Annotated in this window: 14 protein-coding genes and 1 tRNA gene; 11 read left to right on the top strand and 4 right to left on the bottom strand. The window is 63.7% G+C overall.

Features of this window, described 5'->3' with window-relative positions; translation table 11 throughout:
* Positions 1-356: 356 nt before the first annotated feature.
* Genes E1B25_RS08505 through E1B25_RS08495 form a run of 3 tightly spaced genes read left to right on the top strand, consistent with a single transcriptional unit; the run spans position 357 to position 5,283 of the window.
* Positions 357-1,427, top strand: coding sequence for an HlyD family secretion protein (locus E1B25_RS08505; RefSeq protein ID WP_245510651.1), 1,071 nt, complete (start codon positions 357-359; stop codon positions 1,425-1,427).
* Between the two features lie 6 nt (positions 1,428-1,433).
* Entirely contained in the window at positions 1,434-4,163 is a 2,730-nt protein-coding gene (gene rbbA, locus E1B25_RS08500; RefSeq protein ID WP_132828374.1) for a ribosome-associated ATPase/putative transporter RbbA, read from the top strand.
* 1 nt (position 4,164) lies between these two features.
* Entirely contained in the window at positions 4,165-5,283 is a 1,119-nt protein-coding gene (locus E1B25_RS08495; protein ID WP_132828372.1) for an ABC transporter permease, read from the top strand.
* Between the two features lie 221 nt (positions 5,284-5,504).
* Here E1B25_RS08495 and E1B25_RS08490 read toward each other — a convergent pair.
* The 4 genes from E1B25_RS08490 to E1B25_RS08475 form a co-directional block, all read right to left on the bottom strand.
* Positions 5,505-5,581, bottom strand: a tRNA-Arg gene (locus tag E1B25_RS08490).
* A gap of 82 nt (positions 5,582-5,663) precedes the next feature.
* Entirely contained in the window at positions 5,664-7,064 is a 1,401-nt protein-coding gene (locus E1B25_RS08485) for a sensor histidine kinase (RefSeq protein WP_132828370.1), read from the bottom strand.
* 15 nt (positions 7,065-7,079) lie between these two features.
* On the bottom strand, positions 7,080-8,498 hold the full coding sequence (locus tag E1B25_RS08480) for a dihydrolipoyl dehydrogenase family protein (protein ID WP_132828546.1): 1,419 nt from the start codon (positions 8,496-8,498) through the stop codon (positions 7,080-7,082).
* 5 nt (positions 8,499-8,503) lie between these two features.
* Complete coding sequence (locus E1B25_RS08475) at positions 8,504-9,244, bottom strand: TVP38/TMEM64 family protein (protein ID WP_132828368.1); 741 nt, start codon at positions 9,242-9,244, stop codon at positions 8,504-8,506.
* 290 nt (positions 9,245-9,534) lie between these two features.
* Here E1B25_RS08475 and rpmH point away from each other — a divergent pair, with 290 nt between their 5' ends.
* From rpmH to yihA, 8 genes are all read left to right on the top strand, one after another.
* Complete coding sequence (gene rpmH, locus E1B25_RS08470) at positions 9,535-9,669, top strand: 50S ribosomal protein L34 (protein WP_012177012.1); 135 nt, start codon at positions 9,535-9,537, stop codon at positions 9,667-9,669.
* Between the two features lie 18 nt (positions 9,670-9,687).
* Positions 9,688-10,137, top strand: coding sequence for a ribonuclease P protein component (gene rnpA / locus E1B25_RS08465; protein WP_132828367.1), 450 nt, complete (start codon positions 9,688-9,690; stop codon positions 10,135-10,137).
* The gene (gene yidD, locus E1B25_RS08460; RefSeq protein ID WP_132828365.1) at positions 10,134-10,397 is read left to right on the top strand and encodes a membrane protein insertion efficiency factor YidD; all 264 of its coding nucleotides are present in this window, start codon (positions 10,134-10,136) and stop codon (positions 10,395-10,397) included. Before rnpA ends, yidD begins: the two co-directional genes overlap by 4 nt.
* A 70-nt stretch (positions 10,398-10,467) precedes the next feature.
* Entirely contained in the window at positions 10,468-11,364 is an 897-nt protein-coding gene (gene ttcA / locus E1B25_RS08455) for a tRNA 2-thiocytidine(32) synthetase TtcA (RefSeq protein WP_132828363.1), read from the top strand.
* Between the two features lie 67 nt (positions 11,365-11,431).
* Positions 11,432-12,979, top strand: a complete 1,548-nt coding sequence (locus E1B25_RS08450) for a putative bifunctional diguanylate cyclase/phosphodiesterase (protein WP_132828362.1) — start codon at positions 11,432-11,434, stop codon at positions 12,977-12,979.
* Positions 12,980-13,122: 143 nt separating this feature from the next.
* Complete coding sequence (yidC, locus tag E1B25_RS08445; protein ID WP_132828360.1) at positions 13,123-14,934, top strand: membrane protein insertase YidC; 1,812 nt, start codon at positions 13,123-13,125, stop codon at positions 14,932-14,934.
* The gene (locus tag E1B25_RS08440; RefSeq protein ID WP_342635589.1) at positions 14,931-15,692 is read left to right on the top strand and encodes an MOSC domain-containing protein; all 762 of its coding nucleotides are present in this window, start codon (positions 14,931-14,933) and stop codon (positions 15,690-15,692) included. The genes yidC and E1B25_RS08440 overlap by 4 nt, the downstream gene beginning before the upstream one ends.
* Complete coding sequence (yihA, locus tag E1B25_RS08435; protein ID WP_132828358.1) at positions 15,692-16,348, top strand: ribosome biogenesis GTP-binding protein YihA/YsxC; 657 nt, start codon at positions 15,692-15,694, stop codon at positions 16,346-16,348. The genes E1B25_RS08440 and yihA overlap by 1 nt, the downstream gene beginning before the upstream one ends.
* Positions 16,349-16,361 lie beyond the last annotated feature (13 nt).

Below are 16,361 nucleotides of genomic sequence, written 5' to 3'. Positions count from 1 at the left end.
GTATCGCGACATCAAGGCCGCACGCCCTTTCTCTGGAACCGTTCTAACAAATTCGCGCCATTGGGATAAGTTCTATTTACTGATCGTTATGATAGCTTTTGATTATGCCGGTACAGTCGAACGGCCCCGCACCCGATCAACAGCAGCGGCTCAGCGGTGATCCCGGGCGGCAACGCACATCCACCAAGCGTTTCATCGGCTGCATGGCGGATGCCCCCATACCGCACGCCGAAGGCTCTTCACCATCCCCGGGCGTCCCTATATCAAGGGCCTGTTGATCCCGGACCGTCGCCCTACGACTCTGGCGAAGGTGGTCGATTCGCAAAATTGCAGGAGAGTGACCGAAGATGCCCTCAATGCCACAAGCAGAGATGAGAACGGGAACGTTCCACAAGCCAGGTCAACGTCTTCAGGCGGTCAGCCCGCGCGCGATACGGGCGGTGTTCGGGGCGCTTGCGCTGAGCCTGCTGTGCGGCTTGCCCGCCACGGCCGAAACCCGCTTTGAGGCACTGCTGGAGAAATTCGGCAAGCCCAGCGCCGACAGCGGCATCTATCATTCCAATGGCCGGATCGAGGCGCAGACCGTTGATGTCGCGTCGAAATACGCCGGGCGAATCGCTTCGGTCACCGCGCAAGAAGGTGATCTTCTGGCGGCAGGTGATCCCATTGCACAGATCGAAACCGCCGATACACGCGCCAAGCTGAACGGCGCCAAGGCCACCGTGCTGCGTGCCCGCGCCGCCAAGGCGGTGTCAGAGGCGACGCTGATGCAGGCGCAAAGCACACTCGCCGTGGCGCAGACCAATTACGAACGCACGGTCAAGCTGCACAACAGCGGCACCACGGCGCAAAGCGTGCTGGACGACGCGACCAACGCCCTGAACAGCGCCAAGGCTTCGGTCGCGATGGCCCGGGCCCAGATCAGCGATGCCGAGGCCATGATCGCGGCAAGCGAGGCGGATGTGCAACAGGTGCAACTGGCGCTGGACGATCTGACCATCACGTCGCCGCTGCGCGGTCGCGTTCTGTATCGGCTGCATGAACCCAGCGAAGTTGTCGCGGCGGGAACGCCGGTTGTCACGCTGCTCGACCTGACCGACGTCTATATGAATATCTATCTGCCGGCTACGGTGGTGGGGCGGTTGGCGGTGGGCGACGAGGCCCGGCTGATCCTTGACCCGATCCCGGATATCGTGGCCCCCGCGCGGATCACCTTCATCTCGCCCGGGGCGCAGTTCACCCCCAAAAGCGTCGAAACCGCCGAACAGCGCGAAGAGCTGGTCTTTCGCGTCAAGCTGACCGTGCCGCGGGCCCTGCTGGAAAAATACGAAGCCCAAATCAAGACGGGGGTGCGCGGAATCGGATTTGTCCGCACCACGCCGGATGCAGAATGGCCGGCGCATCTTCAGGTCAAGATACCGGATTGATCCGCGATGGAGTTCGTGGCCCAGCTCAAGAACGTGTCGCACGGCTATAAGGCCACTGCGGCACTTAGCGATGTCTCGCTGGATATTCCTGCGGGGCAGATGGCCGGGCTGATCGGGCCGGACGGGGTGGGCAAATCGACCCTATTGGGGTTGGTCTCCGGTGTGCGCAAACTGCAACATGGTGACGTGACCGTGCTGGGGCACGACATGAGCAACCGGCGCGCTCGGGGCGCGCTGGGGGCCCGCATCGCCTATATGCCGCAGGGGCTTGGGCGGAACCTGTATCCAACGCTGAGCGTGCGCGAGAATCTCGATTTCTTCGGCCGGCTGTTCGGGCAAAAATCGCGCGAACGGGCGGCCCGGATTGACATGCTGCTCGACGCGACCGGCCTCGCCCCGTTTCCCGACCGGCCTGCGGGCAAACTGTCGGGCGGGATGAAACAAAAGCTGAGCCTGTGCTCGGCGCTGATCCACGATCCGGATCTGCTGATCCTTGACGAGCCGACCACCGGGGTCGATCCGCTGTCGCGGCGTCAGTTCTGGGATCTGATCGACCGTATCCGCGAAAACCTCAGCGACATGAGCGTGCTGGTCGCGACCGCCTATATGGAAGAGGCCGAGCGTTTCGACTGGCTTGCGGCAATGAACGACGGGGCGGTGATCGCCACCGGCACCCCCGCCAAGCTGCGCGCCGACACCGACAGCACAACGCTGGAAGAGGCCTTTGTCAAATTGCTGCCCGGCTCGGCCGCACAGGACGCCGGTGTCACCCTGCGCCCACGGGTCGCGCAGGACAACGCGGTTCCCGCAATCGAGGCTTCGGGGCTGACCAAGACGTTCGGCACGTTCACCGCCGTGGACAATGTCAGCTTCAACATCCCGGAAGGCGAGATTTTCGGCTTCCTCGGCTCCAACGGCTGCGGCAAATCAACCACGATGAAGATGCTGACGGGGCTTTTGACCCCAAGCGCCGGAGAGTCCAAGCTGTTCGGCAAACCGTTGCGCGCCGGCGACATGCAGGCCCGGCAGGACATCGGGTATATGTCGCAAAGCTTCTCGCTCTATGGCGAGCTGACGGTGCGCCAGAACCTTGATCTGCACGCCAAGCTGTATGACATTCCCGCCGACCGCCGCGCCGCACGGGTGGCCGAGGTTATTGCCGAATTCGATCTGGACGATGTGACCGCGGCGATGCCTGCAAGCCTGCCGCTCGGCATTCGGCAGCGGCTGCAACTGGCCGTCGCGGTGATCCACCAACCGCGCATCCTGATCCTGGACGAACCCACCTCGGGCGTCGATCCGGTGGCGCGTGACAGTTTCTGGCGCAAGCTGATCTCGCTGTCGCGCGACGGTGGGGTAACGATCTTTATCTCGACCCACTTCATGAACGAGGCGGAACGCTGCGACCGGATTTCGCTGATGCATGCGGGCCGTGTACTGGAGGTGGGATCGCCGTCCGAAATCGTCGAACACCACGGCGTTGCCACCCTTGAAGATGCCTTTGTCCAACGGCTGGAAGCCGCCGCTGCCCCCGAAGCGGACTCCACGAAAGACGTCCTCCCGGCGGCACGGCGCGAAATCACGGTCGTGGCAGACCCGCAGGGGCCACTGCGCGCGTCAGCAACGCGGCTCTGGGCGCAGACCTGGCGTGAGGGGCTGGAACTGGCCCGCGATCCGATCCGCATGTTCTTTGCGCTGGCCGGACCGATGCTGCTGATGATCACCATGGGCTTCGGGATCTCTTTTGACGTCAACAAGCTCAGCTTTGCCGCCAACGATCAGGACCACAGCCCCGAAAGCCGCCGCCTGATCGAGGGGTTCAGCTCGATCCCGCAATTCGACGAGCAGCCCGGTTTCACGACGGTGGACGAGATGAATGACCGGATGGGCAGGGGGGAGCTGACCATCGCGCTGGAAATTCCCGACGGGTTTGGCAGGGCGCTGCATCAGGGCACGACCGTGCCGGAGCTGTCGCTGTGGATCGACGGCTCGATGCCGTTCCGGGCCGAGACCGCGCGCGGCTACACGCTTGGCCTGCTGTCCTGGTTCTCTGACCTGATCAAGTCCGAAAATGGCCAAAGCACCACCAGCTCGGTTTCGATCGAAACCCGGTTCATGTTCAATCAGGCGTTCAAAAGCGCCTATGCCATGGTGCCCTCGATGCTGATGCTGATCCTGCTGCTGATCCCGGCAATCATGTCCACCATCAGCGTCGTGCGCGAGAAAGAGACCGGCACAATCGCCAATTTCCGCTCGACCCCGGTGCGGCGCGTCGAATTTCTGGTCGGCAAGCAGCTGCCCTATATTGCGGTGGCGACCGTCAGTTTCTGGATGATGATGGCGCTGGGGCACTGGCTGTTCGAGCTTCCCTTCACCGGCTCGCTTCCGGCGCTGACACTGGCCGCCCTGCTGTATGTCACCGCCACCACCGGGATCGGACAGGTGGTTTCGGCCTTTACCCGCACCCAGGTCGCCGCCGTCTTTGCCACCGCCGTCATCTCGATCATCCCGACGGTGAATTTCTCGGGCCTGATCACGCCGGTCTCGACGCTAGGTCCCTCGGCACGGGCGTTCGGGCTGTCCTTTCCCGGTGCATGGTTCCAGCCGGTTTCGGTCGGCGTCTATCTGAAAGGCTTTGGTTTCGGCGACATCGCGCCGAATCTGGCGATGCTGGCACTGTTCTGCCTCGCCTATCTGTTGCTCGCAGCGCTGGCGCTGCGCAAGCAGGAGGCCTGAGATGCTCCGCTCCCTGCTCAACACCCTTCGCCTGACCATCAAGGAATTGCGCGCCCTGCGCGGTGACAAGGTGATGATCGTGCTGATCGTCTATATCTTCAGCCTCGCGGTCTGGATGGTGTCGATGGCCGCCTCGACCGAGGTCAACGACCTCTCGGTCGCCGTGGTGGACGAGGATCACAGCCCGCTTTCGGCACGGCTGATCGATTCGATCCAGGAACCGCTTTTCGCCCCGCCCGCGCTGATCCCGCCAGAGACGGCGGAACAGGCGCAGATCGACGGCGACTATGTCATCGTCGTGAGCATCCCGCCGAACTTTGAACATGACCTGCGCGCGGGGCATACAACGACGCTGCTGCTGTCGGTGGATGCGACCGCCGTGGCCTTTGCCGGCACCGGCGCGACCTATATGACCTATTTGCTGTCGCAGGCGATCACCGACTATCTGCAACCGGGAACCGCCGACAGTTCGCTGGTCGATGTCGTCTTTCGCAACCGCTTCAACCCCAATCTGCGCGCCGCGTGGTTCAGTTCGGTCATGCAGCTGATGAACAACGTGACGATCCTGATGCTGATCCTGTCCGGCTCCTCGATGATCCGCGAACGCGAACACGGCACCATTGAACATGTTCTGGTGATGCCGGTGCGCCCGCATGAAATCGTGCTGTCCAAGATTCTGGCGATGGGGCTGGTGATCCTGATCTCATCGGTGGCAAGCCTGATCCTTGTGGTGCAGGGGGCGATGGGGGTGCCGGTGGCGGGATCGCTCGGGCTCTATGTCTTTGGCACGGCGATCTATGTCGTGGCGATCGGCTCACTGGGGCTGATGCTGGCCAGCTTCACCCACAACATGGGCCAATTCGGCCTGCTTGTGCTTCCGGTCATCGTTATCCTTCTCCTGCTCTCAGGGGGTCTGACACCGCTTGAGTCCATGCCCGACTGGCTGCGCTACGTGATGTTGTGGATCAACCCTTCGGCCCATTTCGCGTCCTTTGCGCAATCCGTGCTCTATCGCGGCAGCGGTCTTGCGTTGGTCTATCCCGAACTGCTGGCAATCGCCGCAATGGCGCTGGTCTCGCTGACGATGGTGCTGTCGCGGTTCCGCAAGATCCTGTCCTGACCCCACTCAGGCCCTGCCCGCCACCCTGCCCGGACACAGCCGCCCCGACCAAACGAGGGCGGGGCGGCGCATCGCTGTCGCGCGCTTGCCAACGCGTCAAGGCGCACCGCAGCGCTAAGCAGCTGAAAACGGCAATCCTTGCCGCGCGGTATGTAAAGTGAGGATGGTGGAGGCCACCACCGCACAAATCCCTTGTAAATCATATTACTAAGGTGGTGCGGTGGTGGACCGAGAGGGATTCGAACCCCCGGCCCCCTGATTCGTAGTCAGGTACTCTATCCAGCTGAGCTATCGGTCCACTGCGGCGTGAATTACCCTCGCCCCCTTGGGTTTGCAACCCATTTCTGGCGATTTCTTCATCCTTTTTCGCGCGATCGCGTTCAGCCCGCCGACATCTCCAGCGCCGACATGGATCGGGGCAGGCGAATGGCGAAAACCGTGCCCTCCGGCCCGGTGCGGGCCAGCTCCAGCGTACCGCCGTGGCCGCGCATCAGTTCGGCCGATATCGCAAGCCCCAGACCGGCGCCCCCGGCGCGCGCCCCGCCGCGAAACGGCGCGAACAGGTTCTCACGCGCCTTTGCCGGCAGACCGGGGCCGGTATCGGCGATCTCAATCCACCAATCGTCATCTTCCTCGCGCGCGCTCAGGCTCACGGTGCCGGGGCGGCGGGTGGCCTCGATCGCCTGACAGGCGTTGCGCACCAGATTGAGCAGCACACGATACAGCTGTTCCGGGTCCGCCCGCACCTTGAGCTCAGAGGGCACGGTGTTGTGCAACACGACCGCGCCATCGCCCACGGCCATCCGTTCGCTTTCGATCACATCCTCGGCGATGGCGGCCAGCCCGATCATGCGCAGCGCTGGCGGTGCCTCCTCGGCGCGGCCAAAGGCCAGCGTGCTTTCGCACAGGGTCACCGCGCGGGTGATCGAATTGACCAGCTTGGGCGCCAGACGCCGCACGCGGGGATCCTCGCTCATCTCGATCCGGTCGGTGAACAACTGCGCGCTGGTCAGGATATTGCGCAGATCATGGCTGACCTTGGCCACCGCCTCGCCCAGTTGCGCCAACCGCTCGCGCTGTTTCAACAGCTGCGTCAGCTCGATCTGGAGCGTCCTCAGTGCTTCTTCCGCCTCGCGCAGCTCGCTTACCCCGGCGTTGGGCTGGATGATCCCGCGCGCGTCCTCGGGCGCGGCGGCATAGCGTTTCATATACCCCACCACGCCCTTGATCGGCCGCACCAGAAAGCGCTGCACCGCCACAAACAGCAGCAGCGCGGTAAAGACCGAGATCACCGCCGACAGCAGCAGCACGCGCAGCCCATAGTCGATCATCGCCACCCGCAGCGGCGCAGTTTCCATCGTCACCTCGATCAGCCGCCCGGCATCGCGGGTCGGGGCCCCGATCACCCGCACGATCTGATTTTGCGGCGTGAAAAGACGCTTCAAGGCGTCGCGGATCAGCGTGATCGCCCCGGCATCGCGCAGATCATAGGTTTCCGAGATCGGTTCCGGGATCGGCGAGGACAGCATCAACTGGCGCATCTCGTCGCGCCGCAGCACGACGTTGAGTACCTGGGCATTGCGCAACAGCTCTGCCTCCAGATCGGTCCCCAGCATGTCGTCGGCCAACAGCGCCATCGACGCAATCTGCGCCCGCTCCAGCCGGTCGTTCAGGTAATCGACCCGAAACCGGGCGATCGACGGCACAAAGATCAACACCTCGGCCAGCATCACAAAGACCGTGGTCAGGATCAGAAATCGCCCCGAGAGCGTATTCAGCATGCAGCCCTTTCCCGGTCAGGGCAGCCACCTTTGAACCGCCCGAACCACCCGTTTGACCACCTGATTATCAAACAGTCTGGGTGAGAAATAGGCCCCCGCAACCCGTTTGTTAAGTTCGCCGATGCTCGGATAGGGTGCAACCATCGCCGCGACCTGCCCCATCTTCAGCCGATTGGCCAGCGCCAGCGCCCACAGAGAGATCAACTCGCCCGCCTGATGGCCCACGATGCTTGCCCCCACGGGGCGGCCCTTGACCACCATCACCTTGGCGAATCCGCCGGTCTTGCGCTCGGCAATCGCCCGGTCATTATGGGCATAGTCGAACCGCACGACCTCCAGCTTGTCGCCGTGGATCTCGCGCGCCTCGGCCTCACTTAGCCCCACTTGCGCCAATTCCGGGTCGCTATAGGTCACGCGCGGGATATGCGCGTCCGTGGCCCGCGACGGCAGACCAAACAGGGCCGAGCGGATAACGACACCCGCATGATAGCCTGCCACATGGGTGAACTGCAGCCCACCGGCCACATCGCCAATGGCATAGACACGGCTGTTACTGCTGCGCAGCCCGGCGTCCACGCGAATCCCAGTCTTGGTGGTCTCGATTCCCGCCGCTGTCAGGTTCAGCCGCTCGGTATTGGCCCGCCGCCCCACCGCCACCAGCAGGTGAGAGCCGGAGAACACCCGCCCGTCCTGCGCCGCGACCTCGATCGCACCGGCCCGGCCGGAAACCCGCGCCACCAAAGCCTCTTCAGCGATCTCGACGCCCTCGTCGCGCAACCGCCCGGTGACCAGATCCGCAAGTTCGGGATCATCACGCCCCAACGCGCGCGCCCCTTCGATCACCGTCACCTTGCAACCCAACCGCACATGGGCCTGTGCCATTTCCATCCCGATTGGCCCGCCGCCGATGATCAACAGGTGCTCGGGCGCCTCGCGCAGATCGAACAGCGTTTCGTTGGTCAGATACGGCACATCGTCCAGCCCGGGAATCGGCGGAACCAGCGGCGACGAGCCGGTGGCGATCACCACCCGCCGCGCCCGGATCAGATGATCGCCCGCCAGCACCTCATGCGGCGAGACAAACTGCCCGTATTCCCGGATCACCCGCACACCGAATCCCTCGAACCGGGTCTGGCTGTCCATCGGCGCGATTTGTGCGACCACATCGGCGACGTGTTCCATCACCGCGCCATAGTCCACCTGCGGCACCACATTGGCGATGCCAAAGACCTCTGCCGTCGCCTGCCCATGCGCCACCTTGCCCGCCGACAGCAGCGCCTTTGAGGGGACACAGCCGTAATTCAGGCAATCGCCGCCCATCCGGTGCCCTTCCAGCAGCACCACATCGGCCCCCATCTGCGCCGCACCCGACGCCACCGAAAGCCCGCCAGAGCCTGCACCGATCACCAGAAGGTCGGTTTTGATCCGTTTCATATCGCTCATACCTCTTTGCCTCCGCGCAACGCCTTGATCACGATCGGCAACGCCGCCAGCGCACACAGGCCCAGAATCGGCCCCATGATATAGGGCTCCCAGATCAGCGACAGATCCGGGCTTTCGCCTCGGGCGAACACCTCGCCCAACCCAACCCCGATCCAGGTAAAGACCAGCGCACCGGGTATGATCCCCAGCACCGTGGTCCACAGGAAATTCCAGAACCGCACACCGACCAGCGCCGGCAGCAGGTTGGCGACAAAGAACGGCACCGCCGGCACCAGCCGCAACAGCAACAGAACGCTGATTTCATGTTCCCGCAGCCCGGCGCGCAATCGCTGCATCCGCCCTTCGGAGGCATCGATTCGCGCGCTCAACGCCGCCCCGGCGCCCCAGCGCGCCACAAGAAAGATCACCGCCGCACCGATCGACGCGGCCATCACGTTGAACACTGTGCCCAGCCCCAGACCGAACAGGAACCCGCCCGTAACCGAGGCCACCGCCGCTCCGGGCAGTGAAAACGCCACGATCAGCACATAGATGGCGACAAAGCTCAGCGCGAGCCCGACGAAATTGCCATCGCGAAAGGCGATCAGCCCCTCGCGGTTGTCGCGCAGCGTGTCGAAACTCAGATCATCGCCCAGTGTCAGCGCACCGAATGCCGCCCCCAATAGAATCACGACCAGTGGGATATGGCGTAGCCACCTGCGTGCGCGAGGGGTCATCATCTGTTGCGTCTCCGTCATCTTGCCGCCTTTTCATGTTGCCTGCCCCCAAAGTGCGCCGCGCACCCGAAAAGAAACAGGGGCCTCACGCGGGGGTGATGGGTCTGGGGGAATTCGTGACAAATCCCGCAATCCGGCCCGGGTTTGAAACATTCCCGCGGTCGATGTCGCGCAAATTGTTGCAGGACTCGGTGCGAAACCCGGTCTGTGGGGTTTGACTTACCCGGCTACTGCCCGTAAAGGACGGGCTCTGAACATGACCGGGCGGCGAATCCGCGCTGCACCCGAAGTGCTATACTGGAGACGGAGCGATGAAACGCACCTTTCAACCCTCGAACCTGGTCCGCAAGCGGCGCCATGGCTTCCGCGCCCGCATGGCCACCAAGGCCGGTCGCAAAATCCTGAACGCACGCCGCGCTCGCGGCCGCAAATCGCTGAGCGCGTAACGCCTCAGTCAGGTTCCTATGACGACGATACCGCCGGAGGCCCCCGAGACCAACACGGGGACAACGCCCCCGGCGGTTTCGTCGTGTCCGAAGGGCGCGAAGCGCTCTACGCTTCCGATCCTGCGCAAGCGGGCGGAATTTCTTGCCGCATCCCGCGCCCGGAGACAGGCCACAGCCACCATGGTGGTGCAGGCGCGTCGCCGACCCCCGGAGGATGCGGCCAGCGGTATTCGCGTGGGCTTTACCTGCTCGAAGAAGGTCGGCAATGCCGTCGCCCGCAACCGTGCCAAGCGCCGGCTGCGTGAGGCCGCGCGCGCGATTCTGCCAGAGCTGGGCCATGACGGCTGGGACTACGTCTTGATCGGGCGCCGCGACACAACCGCCGCAGCCCCCTTTGAGACGCTGCTGGGCGATCTTAGATATGCGGTGTCGAAACTCCACGCCCCCCGCAAGAAGCCCCAGCCATGACCCCCCTCGCCCACCTTGCCGCCCTTCCGGTCCGTGCCTACCGGCTGATCTTTTCGCCCTGGGTCGGGCACAACTGCCGCTATCAGCCCACCTGCAGCGCCTATGCGCTTGAGGCGCTGGAAAAACACGGCGCGATCAAGGGCAGCTGGCTGGCGCTGCGCCGCATCGGCCGCTGCCACCCGTTCGGCAGCGACGGCTATGACCCGGTGCCGGACCCCAAGGGCAAGCCCAGCACTGGAAAAGCGGGCGACGGCCACTAGCGCACCCACCCGGTCGCGACCGCAACGCCCGGCGCTTGTCCGAACCTTCGAACTCCACTAAAGCCATCCCATGTTCGATGAACCCGACGATATTCACCCGCTGTTTCACGGCGCGCCCTCCTCGACGGAGTTCAAGAAGCTGCGCAAACGCATCGTCCGCGCCACCCGTGAGGCGGTCGAGCAATACGGCATGATCGAACCCGGGGCGCAACGGCCGAAATGGCTGGTCTGCCTGTCCGGCGGCAAGGACAGCTATACCCTGCTCGCGGTCCTGCACGAGCTGAAATGGCGCGGGCTTCTGCCAGTCGATTTGCTGGCCTGCAACCTTGATCAGGGCCAGCCCGGCTTTCCCGCCACGGTGCTGCCCGAGTTTCTGGAGCGGATGCAGGTGCCACATCGAATCGAATATCAGGACACCTATTCCATCGTGATGGACAAGGTGCCCGCCGGGCGCACCTATTGCGCGCTCTGCTCCCGTCTCAGGCGCGGGAATCTGTACCGGATCGCGCGGGAAGAGGGCTGCTCGGCCGTGGTTCTGGGCCATCATCGCGACGATATTCTTGAAACCTTTTTCATGAACCTGTTTCACGGTGGACGGCTGGCTACCATGCCGCCGAAGCTGGTCAACGAAGAGGGCGACCTTTTCCTCTATCGCCCGCTGGCGCATGTGGCCGAGGCCGATTGCGAAAAGTTCGCCCGCGCGATGAACTATCCGATCATCCCTTGCGACCTCTGCGGCAGCCAGGACGGGTTGCAACGCCAGCAGGTCAAGGCGATCCTCGACCAGTGGGAAAAGAATGCACCGGGCCGTCGTCAAGTGATGTTCAGGGCGCTGATGAATATCCGCCCGTCGCACATGCTTGACCCCAAGCTGTTCGATTTCGCCGGCCTGATGCGCGCCACCGAATCCCAGCCCGACGCAACGCGTCAGGGAGAAGACGGCGAAAAGATTCCCGTCCTGCGTTAACATATGGGTCAGACCCTTTGCGTTACCCTTGCCTTATGCAACGCAAACGGTAAAAGGCCCCTCCCCAATGTCCCTGCCGCCCTCCAGCCTTCTGGCCCGGCTGCGCCAGACCGTCCTCCCCATTCTCATGGGCCCTCCGGTTCTGGCGTTTCTGCCGGCGCTCACACTTGGCGCTTTCTGGCTGTGGGGCGAGGCGGCGCTTGTTTTCACCTCACTCGGCCTGCCGCTGTTCTTTGCCCTATCCGGGGCGTTCAACGAACGGACGCGGCGGACCTTGGCGCAACGCGACGGGGTCACCGGGCTGCTGTTGCGCGACGGGTTCGATGCGGCGCTGGAGCACACCTTTGAAGAAACCGAGCGGCCCGGCCTTCGATCGGCCTGCTTCATGCTCGAACTGGACGATTATCGCGACCTTGAAGAGCGGCACGGTCAGGCCGCCGCCGATCAGGTGGCTGCGCAAACCGGCGAGCGGATCTGCGCCGCCCTGCGTGGCACCGACACCGTGGCCCGGATCGGCGACAGCCGCTTCGCCATCTGCCTGACACCAGTGCGCCAGCTTGACCTTGAACTGTGCATTCAACTCGCCGGTCGGATGCAAAGCGCGGTCGAAGATCCGGTCGCGCTGGATGCCAGTACGATCTATATGTCCTGCTCGGTCGGGCTTTGCCTGCGCGGGCGGGCCCCGGGCCCGGATGCGGCGTCCTGGATCGGTGCCGCCAGCGCCGCGCTGAGCGAGGCACAGGCCAACGGCCCCTCGGGCATCCGCGTCTACAGCGCTGAAACCGGGCGGAAAAGCCGCGCCCGCCACGACCTGCGGGACGGAGTTGCCGCCGCCTTGGAGAACGGCCAGATCCAGCCTTGGTACCAGCCGCAGATTTCCACCGACACCGGCAAGATCACCGGCTTTGAAGCCTTGGCGCGCTGGACCCACCCGGTGCACGGCATGCTGCCCACGGATCAGTTTCTGCCCGCGCTGGAGGAGGCCGGGCTGATGAAACGGTTGGGTGAAGTCATCCTCTATAACGCGCTGACCGCGCTCAAGGCCTGGGACAGCGCCGGGGCCGAGGTGCCGCAGGTGGGCGTGAACTTCTCCACCGACGAGTTGCGCGATCCCGGCTTGGTCGACCACATCCGGTGGGAGCTTGACCGCTTTGATCTGACCCCCGACAGGCTGGCCGTCGAGATTCTGGAATCGGTGATGAGCACCGACCCCGATGACACCATCGCGCGCAATATCTCGGGGCTGGCCAAGCTGGGCTGCCGCATCGATCTGGATGATTTCGGCACCGGCCATGCCTCGCTGGCCTCGATTCAGCGCTTCGATGTGTCACGGATCAAGATCGACCGCTCCTTCGTGATGAAAGCCGATCGCGACCCCGAACAACAGAAATTGATCGGGGCGATCCTGACCATGGCCGAACGACTGGAGCTAGAGACGCTTGCCGAAGGGGTCGAAACCGTGGGCGAACACGCGTTGCTGGCGCAGCTGGGCTGCGACCATGTGCAGGGCTTTGGCATCGGGCGGCCGATGCCTTTTGACCGCACATTGGACTGGATCGCAACGCATCGCGCGAAATTGCAGGACGCGCCGCGAATCGGTGGCAAAATCGGTTGACGGGCGCTGTGAACCGCCACAACGGGCCTTGCAGGACGCAGCGAAGCCCCAGCAGGAGCGGCCAACCCGGAATCCGCTTGACCTTTGGGGCTGCACTCTGTTGAACCCACCCAGTCTTTGACAGCACAAGGTGGCAGTCCCCGATGGACGATCAGAACAAGAACCTCATCCTCGCAACGGCGCTCAGCTTCCTCGTGATCTTGGGGTGGTTCTTCATGTTCCCGCCCCCAGAACCGGAAGCGCCAGGCGCTCTGCCAGCCGAGCAGGCCAGCCAGACCGCGCCTGCGGCCCCCAGCGCCGATGCCGGCCCGGCCACAGCTGGCACCGGTCAGGGCACCGCGGTAGAGGAGGTCGTCGCCGACGCCCCCCGCGTCTCGATCGACACGCCGCGCCTTTCAGGCAGCATCTCGCTGTTGGGCGGGCGCATCGACGACCTGTCGCTGAAAGACTACCATGAAACGACAGAGCCGGGATCGCCGGTCGTCAAGATGCTCAAGCCGGTGGGCGACACCGGCGCCTATTACGCGCTCTACGGCTGGGCCCCGGGTGCGGGTCTGTCGCTGGACGATGTGCCGGGCGCGAATACCGAATGGCGCGTCGCTGCGGGCAACACCCTCGGCGTTGATACGCCGGTCACGCTCGCATGGGACAACGGCAAGGGGCTGACCTTTAGCCGCGAGATCGCCGTCGACAAGAATTACATGTTCACGGTCACCCAATCGGTCGAGAACAGCAGCGGCGGCACCGTCGGCCTTGCCCCCTATGGGGTGCTGGCCCGCCACGGCGAACCAGCTGATCGCAAGAAATTCTTCATCCTGCATGAAGGCGTCGTCGCCATGGCCGATGGCGAGCTGACCGAAACCGACTATAAAAAGATGCCGGATTTCGACTATAAGGAGCGCGAAGGCGCCCGTGCCGATGTCCGTCAGGTCGAGACAGACGGCTGGATCGGTTTCACCGACCACTACTGGATGTCGACCCTGATCCCCGCCCCCGGCAGCGCCTTCAAACAGGCCGCGAAATACGACGAGCGGCGCGACATCTACCAGACCGAGACCGTGCTGCCGACCGAGACCCTGACCAACGGGCAATCGGCCAGCGTCACCACCCAGCTGTTCGCCGGGGCCAAGGAATGGGAAACCATCCGCGCGTATGAAAAAGCCGGCATCAAGGGCTTTATCGACAGCATCGACTGGGGTTGGTTCTTTTTCCTGACCAAGCCGATCTTCTGGCTGCTGCACAACATTCACAACCTGATCGGCAACATGGGCTGGTCGATCATCGCGCTGACCCTGATCCTCAAGGCGATCTTGTTCCCGCTGGCCTTCAAATCCTACGTCTCGATGGCCAAGATGAAGGAACTGCAGCCGCAGATGGAGAAGCTGAAGGAAGCCGCGGGCGATGACCGCGCCAAGGTTCAGCAAGGCATGATGGAGCTGTATAAGAAGGAAAAGGTGAACCCGGCCGCCGGCTGTCTGCCGATCCTGTTGCAGATCCCGATCTTCTTCTCGCTCTACAAGGTGATCTTTGTCACCATCGAATTGCGCCAGACCGCCTGGTTCGGCCCGTTCCAGGATCTCAGTGCGCCGGATCCCACCTCGATCATGAACTTCTTCGGCCTCGCGCCTTGGGGCTCACCCGAGCCGGGAACGATGATGGCCACGGTGATGATCGGCATCCTGCCGCTGCTGCTGGGGATCTCGATGTTCCTGCAACAAAAGCTGAACCCGGCCCCCACCGATGCGACGCAAAAGATGATCTTTGCGTGGATGCCTTGGGTGTTCATGTTCATGCTGGGCCGCTTTGCCAGCGGGCTGGTGGTCTACTGGATCACCAACAACACCATCACCTTTACCCAGCAATACCTAATCATGCGCAGCCAAGGGTACAAACCTGACGTGTTCGGCAACATCAAGGAAACCTTCCAGCGCGGCGCCAAAGGGGACAAAAAGTGATCGCCCAGGTCAGGGAAATCTGGCGCCACCCGATCAAAAGCCATGGGCGCGAACGGGTGGAACAGGTGACCCTGACCGAGGGTGCCGCCCTGCCTTGGGATCGGCGTTGGGCCGTGGCACATGACCAGTCGCGGTTCGACCCGGAGCTGCCCGGCTGGCAGCCGTGCCGCGAATTTACCCGCTGCGCCCAATCCGCCGCGCTGCAGGCCATACAGACGCAAACGGATGAGGCCGACGGTCGGCTGACCCTGACCCACCCCGACCGCCCCGCGTTGAGCATCGACCCGGACGATCCGGCAGATGCGCTACGCTTTATCGACTGGGCGCGTCCGCTGTCGAACCCCGACCGGGCCCTCCCCGCCCGTCTGGTGCGCGCGCCCGACGTGGCGATGACCGACAGCGACTACCCCTCGATCTCGCTGATCAACATGGCGAGCCATGCCGCGGTCGAGGCGCAGCTCGGGCATGCCATCTCGCCCCTGCGTTGGCGCGGCAACATCCTGTTTGACGGCTTTGCCCCTTGGGCCGAAATGTCATGGCCCGGAAAACGCCTGCGCCTCGGCGCGGTCGAAATCGAAGTGGTGGAGCCGATCCGCCGCTGCATGGCAACCACAGCAAACCCCGAGACCGGGGTGCGCGACGCTGATACGCTAAAGGCCCTGAACGACGGGTTCGGCCATCAGGATTGCGGCGTCTACGCCCGCGTGATCCGGGGCGGACCGCTGGCGCAAGGCGACGAAATCGAGGTATTGAACTGATGCAGATGCGCTTTCCCCTAGCTGAAGAGCCCGATCCGCAGGCGGCAGAAGCCGGTCGGCTGCTGTTTGCCCGCGAATCGCTTTTCGTCAAGGGCGTGGTCGCGATGTCCGGCCTGCCCCCCGCCGACCGGATCGAGATCTGTTTTTCCGGCCGCTCGAACGTGGGCAAATCAAGCCTGATCAACGCGCTGACCGGCACCAAGGGGCTGGCGCGCGCCTCCAACACGCCGGGCCGGACGCAGGAAATTAACTTTTTCACCCAAGGCCCCGACCTCTATCTCGTGGACCTGCCCGGCTATGGCTATGCCAATGCGCCACTGCCGGTGGTGGAAAAATGGCAACGCTTGCTGAAACAATACCTGTCGGGGCGCCAGACCCTGCGCCGCGCCTTTGTGCTGATCGACGCGCGTCACGGGGCAAAACCCGTGGACGAAGAGATCATGACCCGGCTCGACAGCAGCGCGGTGACCTTCCAATGCGTGCTGACCAAGACCGACAAGATCAAGGCGGCAGACCTCGACAAGGTGGTGGAGCAGGTACGCGGCGTGCTGACCAAACACCCCGCCGCCTATCCCGAGATTGTCGTCACCTCGAGCGAAAAGGGTGACGGGATCGCCACCCTGCGCGCCATCATCTACGGATTGATGCAGGAATAACTTGCGCTGCGCC

Origin of the sequence: Antarcticimicrobium sediminis, assembly GCF_004348975.1 — a bacterium.
GTDB classification, from domain to species: Bacteria; Pseudomonadota; Alphaproteobacteria; order Rhodobacterales; family Rhodobacteraceae; genus Antarcticimicrobium; species Antarcticimicrobium sediminis.
The sequence above is the reverse complement of the archived record's forward strand: the minus strand, read 5'-3'. Positions and strand labels throughout refer to the sequence as shown.